Annotated in this window: 20 protein-coding genes; 10 read left to right on the forward strand and 10 right to left on the reverse strand. The window is 73.6% G+C overall.

What is annotated here, in order from left to right:
• Positions 1-10: 10 nt before the first annotated feature.
• Together AB0L45_RS04775 and AB0L45_RS04780 are read left to right on the forward strand one after the other, a co-directional pair.
• Positions 11-922, forward strand: a complete 912-nt coding sequence (locus tag AB0L45_RS04775) for a glutaminase (protein ID WP_365836102.1) — start codon at positions 11-13, stop codon at positions 920-922.
• A gap of 101 nt (positions 923-1,023) precedes the next feature.
• Positions 1,024-1,245 (forward strand): hypothetical protein, encoded by a 222-nt coding sequence (locus tag AB0L45_RS04780; protein WP_365836104.1) that lies wholly within the window; start codon positions 1,024-1,026, stop codon positions 1,243-1,245.
• 32 nt (positions 1,246-1,277) lie between these two features.
• On the opposite strand, the gene AB0L45_RS04785 is transcribed toward AB0L45_RS04780, so the two are convergent.
• The 4 genes from AB0L45_RS04785 to AB0L45_RS04800 all read right to left on the reverse strand — a co-directional run bounded on the left by AB0L45_RS04785 (position 1,278) and on the right by AB0L45_RS04800 (position 6,374).
• Positions 1,278-1,703: a VOC family protein gene (locus AB0L45_RS04785; RefSeq protein WP_365836106.1), complete on the reverse strand. Its 426-nt coding sequence runs from the start codon at positions 1,701-1,703 to the stop codon at positions 1,278-1,280.
• 74 nt (positions 1,704-1,777) lie between these two features.
• Positions 1,778-2,716 (reverse strand): beta-ketoacyl-ACP synthase III, encoded by a 939-nt coding sequence (locus AB0L45_RS04790; protein WP_365836108.1) that lies wholly within the window; start codon positions 2,714-2,716, stop codon positions 1,778-1,780.
• 289 nt (positions 2,717-3,005) lie between these two features.
• Entirely contained in the window at positions 3,006-5,288 is a 2,283-nt protein-coding gene (locus AB0L45_RS04795) for a heavy metal translocating P-type ATPase (protein WP_365836110.1), read from the reverse strand.
• An 87-nt stretch (positions 5,289-5,375) separates the two neighbouring features.
• Positions 5,376-6,374: a YafY family protein gene (locus tag AB0L45_RS04800; protein WP_365836112.1), complete on the reverse strand. Its 999-nt coding sequence runs from the start codon at positions 6,372-6,374 to the stop codon at positions 5,376-5,378.
• Between the two features lie 182 nt (positions 6,375-6,556).
• Between AB0L45_RS04800 and AB0L45_RS04805 the strand changes: the two genes are divergently transcribed.
• Positions 6,557-8,074, forward strand: a complete 1,518-nt coding sequence (locus AB0L45_RS04805; protein ID WP_365836114.1) for an MFS transporter — start codon at positions 6,557-6,559, stop codon at positions 8,072-8,074.
• A gap of 51 nt (positions 8,075-8,125) precedes the next feature.
• Here AB0L45_RS04805 and AB0L45_RS04810 read toward each other — a convergent pair whose 3' ends face one another.
• Positions 8,126-8,710 carry a TetR/AcrR family transcriptional regulator gene (locus AB0L45_RS04810; RefSeq protein WP_365836116.1) on the reverse strand — a complete coding sequence of 195 codons (585 nt, stop codon included), beginning with the start codon at positions 8,708-8,710 and terminating at the stop codon, positions 8,126-8,128.
• A gap of 76 nt (positions 8,711-8,786) precedes the next feature.
• On the opposite strand from AB0L45_RS04810, the gene AB0L45_RS04815 reads away from it, so the two are divergent.
• Complete coding sequence (locus AB0L45_RS04815; protein WP_365836118.1) at positions 8,787-10,175, forward strand: FAD-dependent monooxygenase; 1,389 nt, start codon at positions 8,787-8,789, stop codon at positions 10,173-10,175.
• Positions 10,176-10,277: 102 nt separating this feature from the next.
• On the opposite strand, the gene AB0L45_RS04820 is transcribed toward AB0L45_RS04815, so the two are convergent.
• The 3 genes from AB0L45_RS04820 to AB0L45_RS04830 form a co-directional block, all read right to left on the reverse strand.
• Entirely contained in the window at positions 10,278-11,411 is a 1,134-nt protein-coding gene (locus tag AB0L45_RS04820) for a magnesium and cobalt transport protein CorA (protein WP_365836371.1), read from the reverse strand.
• 111 nt (positions 11,412-11,522) lie between these two features.
• Positions 11,523-12,758 carry an MFS transporter gene (locus AB0L45_RS04825; protein WP_365836373.1) on the reverse strand — a complete coding sequence of 412 codons (1,236 nt, stop codon included), beginning with the start codon at positions 12,756-12,758 and terminating at the stop codon, positions 11,523-11,525.
• Between the two features lie 121 nt (positions 12,759-12,879).
• Positions 12,880-13,641: a FadR/GntR family transcriptional regulator gene (locus tag AB0L45_RS04830; RefSeq protein WP_365836120.1), complete on the reverse strand. Its 762-nt coding sequence runs from the start codon at positions 13,639-13,641 to the stop codon at positions 12,880-12,882.
• Positions 13,642-13,861: 220 nt separating this feature from the next.
• Here AB0L45_RS04830 and crcB (AB0L45_RS04835) point away from each other — a divergent pair, with 220 nt between their 5' ends.
• The 5 genes from crcB (AB0L45_RS04835) to AB0L45_RS04855 all read left to right on the forward strand — a co-directional run bounded on the left by crcB (AB0L45_RS04835) (position 13,862) and on the right by AB0L45_RS04855 (position 16,749).
• On the forward strand, positions 13,862-14,290 hold the full coding sequence (gene crcB, locus AB0L45_RS04835; RefSeq protein ID WP_365836122.1) for a fluoride efflux transporter CrcB: 429 nt from the start codon (positions 13,862-13,864) through the stop codon (positions 14,288-14,290).
• Entirely contained in the window at positions 14,287-14,661 is a 375-nt protein-coding gene (gene crcB / locus AB0L45_RS04840; protein WP_365836124.1) for a fluoride efflux transporter CrcB, read from the forward strand. Before crcB (AB0L45_RS04835) ends, crcB (AB0L45_RS04840) begins: the two co-directional genes overlap by 4 nt.
• A gap of 212 nt (positions 14,662-14,873) precedes the next feature.
• A complete protein-coding gene (locus AB0L45_RS04845; RefSeq protein WP_365836126.1) occupies positions 14,874-15,233 on the forward strand; it encodes an STAS domain-containing protein in 360 nt (119 codons plus the stop codon).
• 201 nt (positions 15,234-15,434) lie between these two features.
• Complete coding sequence (locus AB0L45_RS04850) at positions 15,435-16,178, forward strand: ANTAR domain-containing protein (protein WP_365836128.1); 744 nt, start codon at positions 15,435-15,437, stop codon at positions 16,176-16,178.
• A gap of 25 nt (positions 16,179-16,203) precedes the next feature.
• Positions 16,204-16,749, forward strand: a complete 546-nt coding sequence (locus AB0L45_RS04855) for a hypothetical protein (RefSeq protein WP_365836130.1) — start codon at positions 16,204-16,206, stop codon at positions 16,747-16,749.
• A 180-nt stretch (positions 16,750-16,929) separates the two neighbouring features.
• On the opposite strand, the gene snpA is transcribed toward AB0L45_RS04855, so the two are convergent.
• Positions 16,930-17,577 (reverse strand): snapalysin, encoded by a 648-nt coding sequence (gene snpA / locus AB0L45_RS04860; protein ID WP_365836132.1) that lies wholly within the window; start codon positions 17,575-17,577, stop codon positions 16,930-16,932.
• Positions 17,578-17,800: 223 nt separating this feature from the next.
• Here snpA and AB0L45_RS04865 point away from each other — a divergent pair, with 223 nt between their 5' ends.
• Complete coding sequence (locus AB0L45_RS04865) at positions 17,801-18,760, forward strand: LysR family transcriptional regulator (RefSeq protein ID WP_365836134.1); 960 nt, start codon at positions 17,801-17,803, stop codon at positions 18,758-18,760.
• Between the two features lie 161 nt (positions 18,761-18,921).
• Here the strand turns inward: AB0L45_RS04865 and AB0L45_RS04870 are convergent, their stop codons facing one another.
• Positions 18,922-19,653, reverse strand: coding sequence for an ANTAR domain-containing protein (locus AB0L45_RS04870; RefSeq protein ID WP_365836136.1), 732 nt, complete (start codon positions 19,651-19,653; stop codon positions 18,922-18,924).
• Positions 19,654-19,665: the final 12 nt, after the last annotated feature.

Here is a 19,665-nt window from a genome sequence, read left to right on the forward strand (position 1 = left end):
CTTGTCCGTCATGGACTACCAGGCCGTTCTTGAGGAGGTAGCGGCCTTTGCGAGGCCGTATGTCGGACATGGGCAGGTTGCCGATTACATACCGGCGCTGGAGAAGGTGCCGATGGACCGCTTCGGCATGGCGGTGGCCGACATCAACGGCGAGGTGTACGGGGTGGGGGACTGGGAGGTCCCGTTCTCCGTCCAGTCCATATCGAAGGCCTTCTCGCTGGCGCTGGTCATGGCCAACGACAACGAGGACATCTGGAAGCGGGTCGGCCGCGAGCCCTCGGGCACCCCGTTCAATTCGCTCGTGCAACTGGAGTGGGAGAACGGCGTACCGCGCAACCCCTTCATCAACGCGGGCGCGCTCGTCGTCACCGACCGCCTCCAGACGCTGACCGGCGACGCCAGCACCACGATGCTGCACTTCCTGCGCGCGGAGAGCGGCAACCCGGACCTCGCCTTCGACCAGGACGTGGCCGACTCCGAGGCCGAGCACGGCGACCGCAACGCCGCGCTCGCCCACTTCATGGCCAGCTTCGGCAACCTGGAGAACCCCGTCCCCAGCGTCATCGAGCACTACTTCTGGCAGTGCTCGATCGAGATGAGCTGCCGCGACCTGGCGGCGGCCGGCGGCTTCCTGGCCCGGCACGGGCTGCGCGCGGACGGCAGCCGCCTGCTGGAGGCGCGCGAGGCCAAGCGGATCAACGCGGTGATGCTGACCTGCGGCACGTACGACGCGGCCGGGGAGTTCGCGTACCGGGTGGGGCTGCCCGCCAAGAGCGGGGTCGGCGGCGGGATCGTCGCGGTCGTGCCGGGGCGCTGCACGCTGTGCGTGTGGAGCCCGGGCCTGGACAGCCGCGGCAACTCGGTCGCGGGCGCGGCGGCGCTGGACCACTTCACGTCGCTGACCGGCTGGTCGGTGTTCTGAGGGCGGGCGCCCTGACCGCCTTCGGGGGCCCCGGACGGCTTGCCGGGTGGCGGGCGGCCCTCCTCCCGGCGCATCGTGGGGCCAGGAGGAGGTGCGTCGCCATGGAGCACGAGATGCGCGCCGAGTACGCGGAGGCCGACTCGCCCCCGAAGGACGCCCCGGTGAAGCTGTGGCACATGGTGCGGCTGGACGGTACCCAGGCGATGTGCGGCCGCGAACTGCAACCGGAGGCGGCGGTGCAGCCCGCGGACGCCTGGGGCACGGCCGCGGCCGAACCTTTCTGCCACTCCTGCGGTGCGCTGTACCTGCGGGAAGTGGCGTAGCGGCGGGGCCGGGGCCCGGCGCGCCCGTACGCCTACCTGAGGGCCGCGAACAGGTCGACCCCGTGCCCGTCCGGATCCAGGACCACCGCGTACCGCTGCCCCCAGGGCGCGTCCCACGGCGCCTTGTCACCGGCGTACCCGGCGGCGGTCAGCTCGGCGTAGACCTTGTCGACCCCCTCCGGTCCGGCGCACTCGAAGGCCAGCCCCGTCGGGGTGCCGCCGCTCGGCGGCGTCCACCCGGGGTCGATGGAGCGCGCGACGTCGTGGGTGTCCCACATCAGCCGCAGACCGCCGGGCAGCGTCGCCTCGGCGTGCGGGGCGGTGTCGGCCTCCGCCGGGACCGCCAGACCCAGGCGTCGGTAGAAGGCGAGGGAGGCCGCCATGTCGGCGACGACGATGCCGATCGCCGCCAGGCGGGGCGCCGTGGTTCCGGGGAGGGAGTGCGTTTCGTTGCTCATACGGGGGAGCGTAGGAAGCGCGGGAGGCGTCGTCTTGAAGAATTCGGACATCGGGCTGCCGGAAGAGGCGGCCCTCACGGACAGCGGATGACCTGCCCCGCGTACGACAGGTTGCCGCCGAAACCGAAGAGCAGCACCGGCGCGCCGGACGGGATCTCGCGCCGCTCCACCAGCTTGGACAGGGCCAGCGGCACGGAGGCGGCCGAGGTGTTGCCGGACTCGACGACATCGCGGGCGATCACGGCGTTGACCGCGCCGATGCGCTCCGCGAGCGGTTCGATCAGCCGCAGGTTGGCCTGGTGGAGCACGACCCCGGCCAGGTCCGCGGGCTCGATGCCGGAGCGCTCGCACACCTGGCGGGCGATGGCCGGGAGCCGGGTGGTCGCCCAGCGGTAGACGGCCTGGCCCTCCTGGGAGAAGCGGGCCGGGCTGCCCTCGATGCGGACGGCACCGCCCATCTCCGGGACCGAGCCCCACAGTACCGGGCCGATCTCCGGCTCCGGCGCCGCCGTGACGACCGCGGCGCCCGCGCCGTCGCCGACGAGTACGCAGGTCGAGCGGTCCGTCCAGTCCACCACGTCGGTGAACTTCTCGGCGCCGACGACCAGCGCGTTGACGGCCGACCCGGCCCGGATGGCGTGGTCGGCGGTGGCCAGGGCGTGGGTGAAGCCCGCGCAGACGACGTTGATGTCCATGGCGGCGGGGGCCGGCAGGCCCAGCCGGGCGGCGACCCGCGCCGCGGTGTTGGGGCTGCGGTCGACGGCCGTACAGGTGGCCACCAGTATGAGGTCGATGTCCTGGGCGGTCAGGCCGCTCGCGGCGAGCGCCTTGGCCGCAGCGGCGGCGGCCATCGCGTCCACGCTCTCGTCAGGGGCCGCGACGTGCCGGGTGCGGATGCCGACGCGGCTGCTGATCCAGGCGTCGTCGGTGTCGACGATCTTCGCGAGGTCGTCGTTGGTGAGCACCTCGGAGGGCTGGTAGTGGCCGAGAGACAGGACGCGTGAGCCCGTCATGGATACCCCTGAGCAGATGCGGACGGTGTCTGTCCAGTGTTGGGGGTGTGTCTCCTGGGGACGTTGCGTGAACCGCCAATCTTCGGCGGCGAGATCTGGAGGGAAGCCACGGAAGACGCGGAACAGGCGCTTCCGCGTCTCCTCACCCCGGCGCGTGATCCCGCGCACGCCACCGGACCCGCGCGCACGCCACCGGCCCGGCCCCCGCAGCCGGGCCGTTCACACGCCACCGGCCCGGCCCCGGCAGCACACCGCTGCCGGAGCCGGGCCGACGGCCGGCCCCCACCTCTCAGACGGCCGCCTTGAAGCGGCGCAGCCGGAGGCTGTTGGCCACCACGAAGACCGAGGAGAAGGCCATCGCGGCTCCCGCGATCATCGGGTTGAGCAGTCCGGCGGCGGCCAGCGGCAGCGCGGCGACGTTGTAGCCGAAGGCCCAGAAGAGGTTCGCCTTGATGGTGCCGAGGGTGCGGCGGGCGAGGCGGATGGCGTCCGCCGCGGCGCGCAGGTCGCCCCGTACCAGCGTCAGGTCGCCGGCCTCGATGGCGGCGTCCGTGCCGGTGCCCATCGCCAGGCCCAGGTCGGCCTGGGCGAGGGCGGCCGCGTCGTTGACACCGTCGCCGACCATGGCCACCGACCTGCCCTCCGCCTGGAGGCGCCGCACGACCGCGACCTTGTCCTCGGGCAGTACGTCGGCGATCACGTGCTCCGCGTCGATGCCGACCTCGGCGGCGACCGAGCGGGCGACGGCCGCGTTGTCGCCGGTCAGCAGGACCGGGGTGAGGCCGAGGGCCCGCAGCCGCCGGACCGCCTCCGCGCTGGTGGGCTTCACGGCGTCGGCGACGACGAGCACGGCGCGCGCCGCGCCGTCCCACGCGACGGCGACCGCGGTGTGCCCGGCCTCCTCGGCGGCGGCCTTGGCGTCCGCCAGCGCGGCGGGCAGCTCGATGGCCCACTCGGCGAGGAGCGACGTACGGCCTACGAGGACGGCGTGGCCCTCGACGACGCCCTGGACACCCCGCCCGGGTACGTTCGCGAAGTCCTCCGGGGCGGGCAGCTCCCCCGTACGCTCGGCCGCCGCCGCGGCGACGGCACGCGCGATGGGGTGCTCGGACGAGTGCTCCAGGGCGCCGGCCAGGCGCAGTGCCTCGGTCTCGGCCACCCCTTCGGCCAGGTGGACGCCGGTGAGGGCCATCGCGCCGGTGGTGACGGTGCCGGTCTTGTCCAGGACGACGGTGTCGACGCGGCGGGTGGTCTCCAGGACCTCGGGCCCCTTGATCAGGATGCCGAGCTGGGCGCCGCGGCCGGTGCCGACCATGAGCGCGGTCGGGGTGGCCAGGCCCAGGGCGCACGGGCAGGCGATGATCAGTACGGCGACCGCGGCGGTGAACGCGGCGACCGCGCCCGCGCCCGTGGCGAGCCAGAAGCCGAGGGTGCCCAGGGCCAGCGCGATGACGACCGGGACGAAGACGGCGGAGATCCGGTCGGCCAGGCGCTGGGCCGCGGCCTTGCCGTTCTGCGCGTCCTCCACCAGCCGCGCCATGCGGGCCAGCTGGGTGTCCGCGCCGATCCGGGTGGCCTCGACGACGATCCGGCCGCCCGCGTTGACGGTGGCGCCGGTGACCTGGTCGCCGGGGGCGACCTCGACGGGCACGGACTCGCCGGTGAGCATCGAGGCGTCCACGGCGGAGGAGCCGTCCACGACCGTACCGTCGGTGGCGATCTTCTCGCCGGGACGGACCACGAACCGGTCGCCGACCGCCAGCTCACCGACCGGCACCCGGACCTCGCGCCCGTCCCGCAGCACCGCCACGTCCTTGGCGCCCAGCTCCAGCAGCGCCTTCAGCGCGGCACCGGCCCGCCGCTTGGAGCGGGCCTCGAAGTAGCGCCCGGCCAGAATGAAGGCGGTGACCCCGGCCGCGGCCTCCAGGTAGATGTTGTCGCCGCCGTTTCCGCGCTCGATGGTCAGCTCGAACGGGTGGGTCATGCCGGGCATTCCGGCGTGGCCGAAGAACAGGGCCCACAGCGACCAGCCGAGCGCGGCCAGCGTGCCCATGGAGACCAGGGTGTCCATGGTGGCCGTACCGTGCCGCAGGTTGGTCCAGGCGGCCTTGTGGAACGGCCAGGCGCCGTACGCGACGACCGGCGCGGCCAGGGTCAGCGACAGCCACTGCCAGTTGGTGAACTGGAGGGCCGGGACCATCGCCATCAGGACCACCGGTACGGCCAGGAGCACCGAGACGGTCAGCCGCTGCCGCAGCGGGGCGAGCGGGTCGGCGCCCGGCTCCGGGGTCGCGGTCCGGTCCGGGCCGGCGTCCGGTGGCGGCGGGGCGGGGGCCGGGGGTTCCGGGACGGCGGCGGTGTAGCCGGTCTTCTCGACGGTGGCGATCAGATCGGCGACGCCGATGCCGGCGCCGTCCTCGTACGTGACCTTCGCCCGCTCCGTGGCGTAGTTGACGGTGGCGCTGACGCCCTCCATCCGGTTGAGCTTCTTCTCGACGCGTGCGGCGCAGGAGGCGCAGGTCATGCCGCCGATCTCCAGCTCGATGCGGTGCTCGTCGACGGTGGTGGTCATGGGCTGCTCCTTCGGAAAGACGGGGCGGCGGCGGGGTTCCGGTGTCGTCCTCTGCCGGGAACTGTATACCCCTAGGGGGTATGTGTGCTACCCCTCCCGGGTATTCACCGACGGTGTCCCGTCTTCCCCGTCACCGGCCGCCCGCAGTACCCGGCCGCCCAGCCGTCGCAGATACTCCGCCAGCTCCGCGGGTTCGTGCACCGTGAACTCGGCGTCGAGCATCGCCAGCCGGAACGCCGTCCACTCCAGGGAGTCCGGCCGGGTACGCACCCGGCACGCCCCCTCGCCGAGCGGCTCCACCGACGCCACCGCGCGCCCCAGCCGGTCGCACACCTCGGCGGCCGGCGCGTGCACCGTGACCTCCGCGTGGCACCCGGGCCCCATGCCCTGCATCCGCTCCGTGACGAACGTGGCGGCGTCGTCGGCGGGCAGCTCGCGCGGCGGCGTCCGTACCCCCGTGGGGTACGGCTCGCTCAGCCGGTCCACACGGAAGATCCGCCAGTCGTCGCGCTCGTTGTCGTACGCCACCAGGTACCAGCGGCGGCCCGCCGCGACCAGCCGGTACGGCTCCACCAGCCGCTTGGAGCGGACACCGCCGGCCGCCCGGTAGGTGAAGCGCACCCGCTCCCGGTTGGTGACGGCCGCGGCCAGCGCGGTCAGGTGCGCGGGGTCGACGGTCGGGCCGTCCCCGGCGGGCATCGGTACGGTGGCGGTGCCCAGCGTGCCGACCCGCCGCCGCAGCCGGGACGGCAGCACCTGTTCCAGCTTGGCCAGGGCGCGCACGGACGCCTCCTCGATGCCGTCGACGGTGTGCCCGGCCGCCGAACGCAGTCCGACGGCGATGGCCACCGCCTCCTCGTCGTCCAGCAGCAGTGGCGGCATCGCGGTGCCCGCCGCCAGCCGGTAGCCGCCTTCCGCGCCCATCGTGGCGTGCACCGGATAGCCGAGGTCGCGCAGCCGCTCGATGTCGCGGCGGATGGTACGGGTGGTGACCCGCAGGCGGCCGGCCAGTTCACTGCCGGGCCACTCGCGGGGCGTCTGGAGGAGGGACAGCAGATTCAGCAGGCGTGCCGAGGTCTCGCTCATGCCGTCGATGATGCCGGGTGCAGTAGGACGGGATCTGTCCTATACGGGCCTTAGCTTCGAACCGCCGGTGGAGAGAGCTCCCGTCCCGGGGCGGACACTCCACGCAACCGGAACACCGGGCACCAACCACCCGGAGCCCCGCAAACCCCGCATCCCCGGAACACCCACCAGGAGACCCCACCATGCCCACCCCACCCCCGCCCGCCGCCGACCGCAGGCGCTGGATCGCGCTCGCCGTCGTGCTGACCGCCGCCTTCATGGACCTGGTGGACGCGACCATCGTCAACATCGCCGTGCCCAGCATCCAGCGGGACACCGGCGCCTCGTTCGGCGCCATCCAGTGGATCACCGCCGGCTATGCGCTGGCCTTCGCCGTCGGCCTGATCACCGGTGGCCGGCTCGGCGACATCCACGGCCGCCGCCGGCTCTTCCTGCTCGGCATGGGCGGCTTCACCGTCGCCTCCGCGCTGTGCGGCGTCGCGGCGGACCCGGGGATGCTGATCGCCGCCCGCGTCCTCCAGGGCGCGATGGCCGCGCTGATGGTGCCGCAGGTGCTGGCGATCATCCATGTCACCTTCCCCGCGCACGAACGCGGCAAGGTCTTCGGCATGTTCGGTGCCGTCATCGGCCTGGGCGCGGTCTGCGGCCCGCTGATCGGCGCGCTGCTGACGCAGTGGGACATCCTCGGTCTCCAGTGGCGGCCGATCTTCCTGATCAACCTGCCGGTCGGTATCGCCGGCATCGTCCTCGGGCGCCGCTTCATCACCGAGTCCCGCGCCCCGAAGGCGCTGCGGCTGGATCTCGGCGGCACGGTCCTGGTGGCGCTCGCCCTGCTGATGGTGCTCTACCCGCTCACCCAGGGCCGCGAAATGGGCTGGCCGGTCTGGGGGTTCGTGTCGATGGCCGCGAGCCCGCTGGTCTTCGCCGTCTTCGTACGGTACGAGCGCGCCAAGGCCCGCAGGGACGGCTCGCCGCTCGTCGAACTCTCCCTCTTCAGGCTCCGGACGTTCGTCGCGGGCGCCGGTGTCCAGCTCACCTTCGGGGCGCTCTCCGGGCTGTTCTTCCTGGTCTGGACCCTGTGCATGCAGCTCGGCCTGGGCTGGAGCCCGCTGCGCGCCGGGCTGACCGGCGTGCCGTTCTCGCTGGCCTGCTCGGCGGCGGCCGGCATCTCCGTGCAGCAGCTGGTGCCGCGGTTCGGGCGCAAGGTGATGCAGGCCGGTGCGCTGATCATGCTGTCCGGCGTGCTGCTCTACATCGTGGCGGCCGGCCGGTACGGCACGGAGCTGACGTCCTGGCAGCTGGCCCCCGCGCTGCTGCTGATGGGCGGCGGCATGGGGCTGATCGTCGCGCCGATCACCGACGCGGTCCTGTCCGAGGTGCCGGCCGAGCACTCCGGGTCGGCGTCCGGCGTCTTCAACACCACCAGCCAGCTGGGCATGGCGTTCGGTCTCGGCCTGTCGTCGGTGGCGTTCTTCGGGGTCCTCGACGGAGCGGCGGGCCGTGATCCGCGGGCCGCGGTCGTCGAGGCGACGGTCACCTCGCTGTGGTGGGTGGCGGCCGGACTGGTGGTCATCTTCCTGCTGCTGTTCCTGCTGCCGGGCACGGCGCGTACGGCCCGTACGGCCGGAGAGGCGGACCGGCCCGCCGTCGCCGAGGGGGAGCACGAGGCTCCGGACGCGGACCGGGTCATGGTGCACTGACGCGGTGACCGGGCCTGCCGCGGCGGGCCCGGGTGATCCGAAAGGCGCGGCCTACGCCTGCGGTGCGTAGTCCGTCCCGTTCAGCGCGCGGAACAGGAACCGGGTCAGCCCCTCGACGGCCTTGTCGTCGGGCGCCTCGGTCCACACCTGCACGGCGGCGTCCATCACCGCGCTCAGCAGTGTCAGCGTGGCCTCGGGGGAGGCCGGCGGGTTGCGTACGTACTGCACGTGGTCGGCCAGGTCGTCGAGCTGGGCGCGGCGCCACTGTTCGAGGGTGCGGGCGAAGTCCTCGCTGACCAGCGCCGCCTGGCGCAGCGCGACCATCGTCGCCGTGTGTTCCTGGTAGACGCGCCAGTAGGCGGTCACGTGGTAGCGGATCGCCTCCGGGTCGGTGAAGTCCGACCGGTGTTCCGCGGCGCCGGCGTAGACGTCGCTCGCCGCGGTCAGCTCGTCCAGGAGCGCCTTGAGCAGGTCTTCCTTGCCGGTGAAGTGGCGGTAGAAGGAGCCCGCGGCCCGGCCGGCCGCCGCCGTGATGTCGGTGATCTTGACGTTCAGGTAACCGCGGTCGGCGAACAGGCGCTTGGCCGCCTCGATCAGTGCCGCCCTCGTCTCGACCGCCTGCTCCGCGCGCTTCACGTCTCCTCCAGCTCCCTTGACAGCGCACGCTAGCAGGCCGCACGATGAATCGAGATTCAGTGAATGGAGATTCATCATGCGCGTACTCGTGGTGGGCGGCGGTCCCACCGGACTGACCCTGGGGATCGAACTGGCCCGGCGCGGCGTGGCCGTCCGGGTCGTGGACAAGGCGACCGCGTACTTCGACGGCTCCCGCGGCGACGGCCTCCAGCCGCGCACGCTGGAGGTCTTCGACGACCTCGGCGTGCTGGACGCCGTACGGGCCGCCGGGGCCCCGCCCGGGCCGCTCCGCGTGCACGTCGACGGCCGGTACGTGGGCGAGCACTGGATGGCCGAACTGCGCGAGCCGCAGCCCGGGGTGCCGTATCCCAACGGGTGGGTGCTGGGGCAGTCGCAGACCGAGGAGATCCTGCGGGCCCGGCTGCTGGAGTTCGGCGTACGCGTCGAACTGGGCACCGCGCTGGTCGGCCTGGAGCAGGACGCGGACGGCGTGACCGCGCGGTTCGGCACCGGCGAGGAGGCCCGGTTCGACTACCTCGTCGGCGCCGACGGCGGCGCCAGCTTCGTCCGCAAGGTGATCGGTGTGGCCTTCCCCGGCACCACCGACGAGACCTTCCGGGTGCTGGTCGGCGACGTGTCCGCACCCGGCCTCGACCCGGCGGTCGGCCACTGGTTCGCCGGGCCGGACAACCCGGTGTTCGGCGCCGCGCTCACCCCGCTGCCCGGCACCGGGCGGTTCCAGTTCATCTCGCCGCCCCTGGGGGAGGGCGACGACGCCTCCCTGGCGTCGATGCAGGCCGCCCTCGACCGGTTCTCGGCCGGTGTACGCCTGACCGGGCACGGGTGGGCGACGGTGTGGCGGCCGAACGTACGGCTGGCCGAGCGCTACCGGGTGGGGCGCGTCTTCCTGGCCGGTGACGCCGCGCACGTCCACCCGCCGACCGGCGGCCAGGGCCTGAACACGGGCGTGCAGGACGCGTACAACCTGGGCTGGAAGCTGGCCGCGGAGACCGCGCTGGACAGTTACGAGACGGAGCGGCGGGCGGTCGCGGTCCGGGTCCTCGGCGTCAGCACCGGCCTGCTGGACAAGTACGTCGAGGGCAGCGCCGACGCCCACAAGCGCGGCGAGGAGGGCTTCGGCCTCGACATCACCTACCGGGCCCCGGACGCCACCGGCCCCCTCGTCACCGGCGACCGCGCCCCGGACGCCCCGCTGCTCGACGCGGACGGCAAACACGTCCGCCTCTTCGACCTCTTCCGCGGCCCGCACTTCACCCGGCTGGTCTTCGGCGCGCCCGCCCCGGCCGAGGAGCACACCTACGCCGTACTCCGCCCCGGCCAGGAGCCTGCCGGCGGACCGGCCGGCGGACGGTATGTCGTCGACGCCGAGGGCCACGCGTTCACCGGCTACGCGGCCGCACCGGGCGACACCTTCCTGATCCGCCCGGACGGCTACCTGGCCTGACCGCACCGGCCGGCGGCCGGTCCGCCTTCGCCGCCTGGCGCGCCTACCGTGATCGTGTCCCGGAGCGGAGCGCCCCCTGACGCGCCTCCACAGACACCCGTTCTACAGCCACCCGTTCCGCTTGAACCCGCGGTGGATGAGGAAGCAGAGGGTGAGGGTGACGGCCATGACCAGCGGGTAGCCGAAGGCCCAGTGCTTCTCCGGCATGTGGTCGAAGTTCATGCCGTAGATGCCGCACACCATCGTCGGTACGGCGAGGATCGCGACCCAGGCGCTGATCCGCCGCATGTCCTCGTTCTGGGCCACGGTGACCTGGGCGAGGTGTGCCTGGAGTATGGAGTTGAGCAGTTCGTCGAAGGCGTTGATCTGCTCGGTCACCCGCTCCAGGTGGTCCGAGACGTCGCGGAAGTACGTGGTCAGGTGCGGGTCCACCAGCGCCATCGGCTCGCCGGCCAGTGCCTGCAGGGGGCGGGCCAGCGGTGCCACCGCCCGCTTCAGCTCCAGCAGTTCCCGCTTGAGCTGGTAGATCCGGCCCGCGCCGCCGGGCCCGGAGCCCTTGGCGTCGTCGCGCCGCTCCGCGCTCCGGGGGCGGCGCGTGCTCGCGGCGAAGACCTCGGTCTCGACGTCGTCGATGTCGTCCTGCACGGCGGCGGCGACGTCCAGGTAATCGTCCACGACCAGGTCGGCGATGGCGTGCAGCACCGCCGACGGGCCGACGGCCAGCTGCTCCGGGTCCGCCTCCAGCTGTTCGCGCAGCGGGCCGAGCGAGCCGTGGCCGCCGTGCCGGACCGTGATGACGAAGTCGGCGCCGGTGAAGACCATGATCTCGCCGGTGTCGACCACCTCGCTGGTGTCGGTGAGCCGGTCGTGCTCCACGTAGCAGACCGTCTTGAACACCGTGAACAGCGAACTGTCGTAGCGCTCCAGCTTGGGCCGCTGGTGCGCGTGCACCGCGTCCTCGACGGCGAGCGGGTGCAGCCCGAACAGCTCGGCGATGCCGGCGAACTCCTGCTCGGAAGGCTCGTGCAGGCCGATCCACACGAAGCCGTCGCCCGACGCGCGGACCCGGCGGACGGCGTCCTCGGCCGGGTGGTCGCCGGGCTGGCGGACACCGTTCTCGTAGACGGCGCAATTGACCACGGCGGTGCCCAGGGGCGACCGCGCCGGGTGGCTGAGGTCGACACCACGGCGCCGCTGCTGCGGCAGACGGACCGCTTTACGGAGGTTGCTGATCACCGACACGGCTCCAGTATGGCCCGGCCGTGCGGCAGGGCGGGAGGCGTCGCGGCGGCTCGGCACACCCCCCGCCCGTACGGACCGGCCGGCTCCGGCCCGTACGGACCGGCCTCAGCGCCCCGCGACGTGCCGCGGCCGGGCCGCGCCCAGTCCCATCACCACCTGCGGGACGAGCAGGACCAGCAGGACGGCCACCGGCACCGTCCAGCCGCCCGAGGCGTCGTGCACCGCGCCCAGCACCGCGGGCCCGGTCGCGGCCAGGATGTAGCCGAAGCACTGGGCCATGCTGGACAGCTGCGCGGTGTGCCGGATGTCCGGGGCGCGCTGGACGATGAACAGCAGGGCCAGGCTGATGGCCGCGCCCTGGCCCAGGCCCAGCAGTGTCATCCACACGTACGCGCCGCCGGCCGGGGCGGCCAGCATCCCGGCGAACCCGGCCGCGCAGAGCACCGCGCCGAGTGTGGCCAGCGCGCCCGCAGGAAGCCGCCGCCCGACGATCACCGGGGCCAGGAAGGAGCCCAGGATGCCCAGCAGTGAGGAGAAGGACAGCATCCAGCCCGCGTCGCCCGCGCTCAGCCCGGCGTCGGTGAGCATGGTCGGCAGCCAGGCGGCCGCCGCGTAGTAGCTGAGTGACTGCAGGCCCATGTACGCGGTGACCTGCCAGGCCAGCGGGGAGCGCCACAGGCCGCGTACGGGGTGGGCCGCCTCACGGGCGGTGGCGGCGGCGGTCCGTGTACGGCTGCGGGTCTGCGGCAGCCACACCACCAGCGCGACGACGGCCAGCGAGCCCCAGCACGCCAGTGTGGCCTGCCAGCTCAGCCCGGCCGCGCGCTGCACCGGCACGGTGACCCCGGCCGCAAGGGCCGCCCCGCCGAACAGTGACATCGAGTACAGGCCGGTCATCAGCCCGGACCGGGCGGCGAAGTCGCGCTTGATCAGGCCGGGCAGCAGCACGTTGGCGGCGGCGATGCCCGCGCCGATGGCGACCGTCCCGGCGAACAGCGCGACCACCGAGTCCAGCAGCCGCAGCGCCGTGCCCGCGCAGATCAGCACCATGGTGCCGAGCAGGGAGCGCTCCATGCCGAAGCGGCGGCCGAGCCGCGGCGCGACCGGCGCGAGCAGGCCGAAGCAGAGCAGCGGCAGCGCGGTCAGCAGGCTGGTGGCCGCGGCCGACATGCCGCTCTCGTCGCGGATGGTGTTGGCCAGCGGGGACACCGCGACCAGTGCGGGGCGCAGGTTGAGGGCGAGGAGGATGACGCCGGCGCCCAGGTAGAGGGCGCGGCGTCCGGTGGCGCCCGGTGCCGGGGCGGGCGGGGCGACGTTCTCCGTAGGGCCTGTGTCGCCCATGATCTCTGTGTTTCCCATGTTTCCCGTGCTTCCGGCGGCTTCCGTGCTCCCGGCGTCGTCCGCGGGCACGTCCGGCCGCGCGCCGCCGCCGGAGGCGCTCAGGGTGGCGGCCGGTCCGTCGTCATGCATGGTCTTCTTCTCCTGGGCTCGCTGCGCGGGTTCGGGCGTCCGCCTCCGGGACGTCGTCCTCCGGCCGCGCCGCGCGCAACGCGTCCATGGCCTCGGTCAGGTGGGCCAGCGCGGCCTGCTCGGCGGCGTCCGGATCCCGGGCCTCGATGGCGTCGACGATGGCGGTGTGCGCGTCGAACTGGTGGCGTACGGAATCGGGCAGCGGCCGCCGGACGACGGCCTGGAGGGTGCCGCGCAGGGCGTCACTGAGGTGCTCGTACAGCTCCGCCAGGACGCTGTTGTGCGCCGCGGCGGCGACCGTCCGGTGGAAGCGCACGTCCGCGTCGATGAACGCGGTGACGTCACTGTTGCCCCAGGCGCGGTCGCGCTCGGCGAGGGCGGCCCGCAGCGCCGCCAGGTCGTCGTCGGTGCGGCGCAGCGCCGCGTAGCGGGCCGCGTCGCGCTCCAGCGAGGCCCGGACCTCGTACGCCTCCAGGGCGGCGGCCCTGCGCAGCCTGCGCTGCACCGCCGCGCCGAAGTCGCTGCTGGCCCGTACGTACGTCCCGTCGCCCTGCCGCGGCTCCAGCATCCCGGTGTGCACCAGGGCGCGGACCGCTTCACGGACGGTGTTGCGGCCCACGTCGAGCGTCTCGACGAGCACGGGCTCGGCCGGGATCTTCCCGCCGACCTCCCACTCGCCGTCGGTGATGAGCCGTTCCATCTGCTCGATGACCAGGTCCACCAGGCTGGTGCGGGCGGTGCTGCGCAGCGGCATGGACGCCGTCCTCCCTCTCGATTCCACCGGTGATGGGAACATCCCATGTTTGGTGCTGTCAAACAGTCGGCGTTAGCCTGGGAGCACCGGTGATCACGTGATCACGGCACGGCGGTGGGGCCCGCCGGACCCGAACCGCGGCCGTCACAGGCCGCCAACGGTCCCTGCTTGCACAGCGGACGCGGCACGCGCACGCACCGCGCGAGTAGGAGACGTGGACATGGACACCGGAACCCCCCGGCGGCCCTGGCAGGGCCAGTGGCCGGCCGTCGGAGCGGTGGCGCTCGGCGGCGGCGCCGGCGCGGCCGCCCGCTACGGGGCCACCCTGCTGTGGCCCGCGGCCCCCGGGACCTTCCCGGTGACCGTCTTCCTGGTCAACGTGGCCGGCTGCGCGCTGATGGGCGTCCTGATGGCCCTGATCGCCGAGCGCGGCTCACCCCACCCGCTGCTGCGCCCGTTCCTCGGCACCGGCGTCCTCGGCGGGTTCACCACCTTCTCCACGTACGCGGCGGACATCCAGCACCTGACGGACACCGGGCGGCTCGCCCTCGGCGTGGCCTACCTGGCGGCCACCGTGCTCGCCGCGCTGGCGGCGGTGTGGGCCGGGTACGCGGGCACCCGGTACGCGCTGCGGGGGAGCGCCCGGTGAACTGGCTGCTCGTGATCGCCGGCGCGATGGTGGGCGCGCCGCTGCGCTTCCTGACGGACCGTTTCGTGCAGGCCCGGCACGACGGCGGCTTCCCCTGGGGCACGTTCACGGTCAACGTCGCGGGCTCGCTGGCGCTGGGCCTGCTCACCGGCGCGGTCGCGGCGGGCGCCGCCTCCCCGGACCTGTACCTGCTGCTCGGTACGGGCCTGTGCGGGGCGCTGACGACGTACTCGACCTTCTCGTACGAGACGCTCCGGCTGGCCTCCGGCGGGGCGCGGTGGCACGCCGCCGCGAATGTGGCGGTGAGTGTGGCCGCGGGCCTCGGCGCGGTGTTCGCCGGTGTGGCACTGGCCCGCGCGATGTGGTCCTGAGCGGTACGGGAGGGACCGGGGCGGCCGGGTGGGCTCGCCCGTACGACCGGTCCCCCGTACGAGTGAACGATTGCGGTCGACTTTCGAACGGAACCTTTCTTCACCGCCGCCCGACGCTCCACCGGAATACGCTGATGGCGCGGTGCCCCGGACCCCGGTTCGCACGAAGAACAAGTCAGTGCGGCATGTTTGATTTCAGGGGCGGGATCGCTATGGACCTCCACCACCGGATCGGTATCAGCAAGATCAACGTCGTGCGCCCGGAAGGGGAGTTGGACCTGATGACCGCGCCACGCCTGCGCAGCCTGCTGCGGCGCGGCCACAGCCGGGCCGCCGGTCCTCCCCGGGTGATCGTCGACCTCGGCGCGGTGACCTTCATGGACTGCTCCGCCCTGCGGGAGCTGTGCGCGGCCCAGAACTGGGCCGTCGAGCAGGGCGGTTGGCTGCGCGTCGTGCACGCCCACCGCGGCATCGCCATCCTGCTCAGGGCGACCCGGCTGAACGACCGCTTCCCGCGCTACGCCAGCGTGCGCGACGCCCGCTGCGACCAGCTGGCGAACTGCTCGCCGTGAGCGCCGGCGGCTGACCCCGCGGGCGGAACCCTCCGCCGGACTCCCGGCCCGGCGGCCGGGCGTCGGGCACCGGCTCCGGACCGCACGGCGTCGGCGGTCTCCCCTCGGAGGCTTGCCGGAGGCATAGTAGCCGTGCGGCTTCGATCCGAGAGACGATGGACACGGGCCACGACCGGTCGAAGGCGGAAAGGGATGGTTTCCATGGCCCGTGAAGAACCCCTGACGCAGGTGTGGGCGGACTTACCCGAGGAGCTCATCGACGAAGGCGACTGCGCGCGGCTGCTGAACCGCCTGTCCGCGCACTGCGCCGACCTGACCGGCGCCGACGCGGCCGCCGTGCTCCTCGCCGACGCGCACCACCGGCTGCGGGTGGTCGCCGAGTCCGGCGACACCGCCCGCCTGCTGGGCCCGGACGGGCCCGAGGACGCCTGCGACCCGTACGCCGACTGTTACCGCAGCGGCACGGCCGAGACGGACATCGCCCTGACCGACCCGCGCACCGCCGCACGGTGGCCGCGGTTCACCGCCCTCGCGCGGGAACGGGGCCACGCGACGGCGCACGCGCTGCCGATGTGCCTGCGCTCCCGGACCGTCGGCGTGCTGGCTCTCTTCTCCAAGGCCGCCGTACCGCTCGGCGAGCGGGGTGCCGCTTTCGCCCGGTCGCTGACCGACCTGCTGGCCGTCACGGCCGTACAGCTCAAGAGCCTGGAGCGCAGCCAGGCCGAGCGGGCCCAGCTGCAGCACGCGCTCAGCTCCCGCGTCGTCATCGAACAGGCCAAGGGGATGCTCGCCGAGCGCTGGGGGACGAGCGTGGACGAGGCGTTCACGGTCTTCCGGGCCTACGCGCGCGCCCACCGCCGGCGGCTGCCCGACCTGGCCCGCGAGGCCGTCGACGGCACGCTCGACAGCGGCCTCGTCATGGAGTACTTCCTCAACCGAAGGTGATTTCCTGGATCCTGTGGAGGACCGGATGGCAGAAGTCTTCTTGCGGCGCCTGAGCAGGTGGCAGGCCGAGGCACAACGCGAGGCCGTCGCCGACCTGTACGTCGAGGCGTACCGCGGCCCCTCGGGCGAGGAGTTCCGCGGACGGGGGGCCTTTCTGCAGCGGTTCGCCGAGCACATCCAACGCCCCGGCTTCGAGATGGTGATCGCCAGCGACCCGGCGCTGGTCGGCTGCGCCTACGGCTTCCCGGCCGAGCGCGACGGCCGGTGGTGGCAGGGCTTCAACGGCCAGGTGCCCCGTGAGCTGGAGGAACTGACCGCCTCCGGCCGGGTCTTCGTCGTCGCCGAGCTGATGGTGCTGCCCGCGCACCGCCGCGGCCATGTCGCCACCCGGCTCCAGGAGACCCTGCTGCTCCGCAGCAACGCCACCGCGGTGGTCACCCTCGTCGAGACGGCGAACGGGGCGGCGCGCTCGGCGGTGCGGTCCTGGGGGTGGCAGCCCACCGGCCGGCTGCGCCGGTCCGACGACGGGGAGCCGGAACTGGAGGCGTGGAGCAGGGCGCTGGCGCACTGACGCACGGCGCATCGGTACGAACGGACCGGGCGCGCGGGCGCGGAACGCGTACGCGCGCGGCAGGGCTCCGGGGAGCCCGCCGCGCGCGTAGACGTTGTCGGACCGCGGCGCTCGCGCGCCGTAGTTTCCCGGGTCCGTGGCGTCGTCACGCCGTGCCGGACCTGCCGGGGGAGGGGCCCGTCAGAGGCGTACGCCCTTCAGACCGTTGGCCCAGAGCTGGTCCACCTGGGCCCGCTCGTTCTGGTCCGGCTGGGCGTTCGTGCAGGACGGGCCGGGGCCGCCGCCGGACATCAGCTCGCTGCACGGACCCTCGTAGTGGTCCGGCAGCCCCAGCACGTGGCCGGTCTCGTGCGTGGTCACCCGGGTCGAGTCGTACTCCTGGTTCTGCTGGTAGTCCAGGAAGACGTAGCCCTTGCCGTGGCCGTCGGTGCTGGCGTAGGAACCGCGCGCGTCGTCGCCCTCGCGGTACTGGAAGTCGCCGCCGCTGCCTTCCTGCAGCTTGACGTTCTGCACCGCGCCGTTCCAGATCTGCGCGCTCTTCGCTATCTGGCTCTTGAACGTCGGCGCCGCGCTCGCGTCGTAGGTGACGGTGACGACCTTCAGGTTCGGGTGGGCCGCCTGCTTGGCCTTGACCGACTTCATGACGGCCTCGAAGAACGCCTTGGTGTCGGCCTTCTCGGCGGCCGACCCGGCGTACGCGGCGGCGGTGACCCGGTGGCTCTGGGGGGCGGCGGAGACGGAGGTCGCCGTCGCGGGGGCCGCGGCGGCCAGCGTGGCGGCGAGGCCCAGGCCCAGCGCTGCCGACAGTGCGGTCTTGGAAGATCTCATGGTGGGGGGACTCCTTATCGCCCGTGGGGCCGTACGGCCGCCGTGTGGGGCGGCGGCCGGGGCCCTGCGGAGGAACTCTTGGTGCCGGTGAGTCTGTTCGAGAAGATCCGGGGCGCGGAGATGCCAGGTGGCGATAGCCCCAGGTGATACCCCCGGCGGCAAAAGACCCGAGCGTGCCCGAAGAGTCTGGTGTGACGTGCGCAAACGTCGTTATGCTCCGGTCGTGGAGCTCGAAGTGAGGCATCTTCGCGCGCTGTGCGCGATCGCCGACGCCGGCAGCGTACGCAAGGCGGCCCGGCAGCTGGGCATGACCCAGCCATCCCTGACGACCCAGCTCCGCCGCATCGAGAACGCCCTGGGCGGCCAGTTGTTCTTCCGCGAGCGGACCGGCAGCAGGCCGACGCCGCTGGGGCACTCGGTGCTGAGCCGGGCCCGGCCGATAGTGGCCGACATGCGGGCGCTGGTCGACGAGATCGCCTCCGCCTCGCTGCGGTCCGGCGTCGCGCGGCTGCGCATCGGCAGCACCAGCAGCCGGGCGGTGGCGGGCTGGCTGCGGCGGCTGCGGGCCAGGCTGCCCGACACGGACACCGCCATCCGTATCGACGTGTCCGCCAACGCGCTGCTGCAGATGGTGGCGATGGGCCAGCTCGACGTCGCCTTCGTGCACGAGGTCGAGGGGGCGCCGCTGCGCCGGCCCGACGGGCTCGTCGAGCGGGAACTGATCGCCCGGGAGCCGCAGTTCGTCGCGCTGCCGGCCGACCACCCGGCGGCCCGCCGCCCGGTGGTCGAACTCGCCGACCTGGCCGGTGACCAGTGGATGGTCGACCCGTCGGTGGACGGTGAGTGGACCGGCCTGCGCCGGGTCTTCGCGGCGGCGGGCCTGGACCCCCGGGTGGTGCACGGGGACTACCTCACGGCGGCCGACCTGGTTGCGGCGGGCGAGGTGGTCACCCCCTGCCAGCCGACCTCCCGGCCCCGGCACGGCATGGCCATCCGCCCGCTGCGCGGCGACCCGCTGGCCGTGCGCCTCTTCATGGCCCACCGCCCCGGCGCCGCCCCGGCGGCCCCCGCCGACGCCCTCTTCGCAGACCTGACCGCCTCGTACATGGAAGTGGCCTGGGAGAGCACGGCGTACCGGGAGTGGCTGGTGCGGCACGACGGGCCGCTGCCGATCGTGACGTGAGGCGCGGCGGCAGGACCGGCAGCCCCCTGCCGTACGCGTGGGTGCGCACGGTCGCCGGCGCCCGCCCGGAGTGGCGGGCCGTCAGCCACCGGCCGCCGTCATGCCGTACGGGGTGCGCCGGACCGGTCAGGCGGCGCCGCGCACCGCGGCGCCGCCCGGCCTCACGCGTCCGGCTGCTTCGGGTCGAGCCGGCCCTCGACCACCTCGCGCGCCACGTCGGTCAGCAGCCGCCGGTGCGAGCGGGCGTAGCCGCGCAGCACGGTGAAGGCGGCTTCGGGGGTCAGGTCGTGCCGTACGGTGAGCGCCCCCTTGGCCTGCTCGATGACGACCCGGGTGGTCAGGGCGTGCTCCAGCTGGGCGGCGAGCACCCGGCCCGCCTCGACCTCGTGTTCCCGCAGCAGCGTCACGGCGGCGAAGTCCGCCAGCGACTGGCCCAGCGCCAGCAGGTCGGCGGTCAGCGGCGTCTGCCGGTCGGCGAGCAGGACCAGGGCGCCGACCGGTCCGCTGTGTCCCTTTATCGGCAGGGCGGCGGCGTGGGTGCAGCCCAGCGTGAGCGCGCGGGGCGCGTAACGCGGCCAGCGCTGCCGGGCCACGGCGCCGGTCAGGGCCGTGCCGCCGAGCGCCGTGCCGGTACGGCGGCAGGCGGGCCCCGGGCCCTCGTTCCAGGCGACCGCGTCCGCTTCGAGGCGGTGCGCGGCGGTGTCGGAGGCCGCCATCTGCGGGGCGTCGCGGGACCTGGGGGAGAAGACGACCGCGGTCGCCCGGACCGCGAGCAGTTCCCTGCTGCGTTCGGCGAGGCGGTGCAGCAGCGCGGGAACGCCGGGCGGGCCCTGCCCTCCGCCGCCCGCCAGCTCCACGAAGACGGACGCGAGATGATGCGGAGCGGTGGTCATGGGTGGAGATTC

It is taken from the genome of Streptomyces sp. NPDC052496, assembly GCF_040679095.1.
GTDB lineage: Bacteria > Actinomycetota > Actinomycetes > Streptomycetales > Streptomycetaceae > Streptomyces.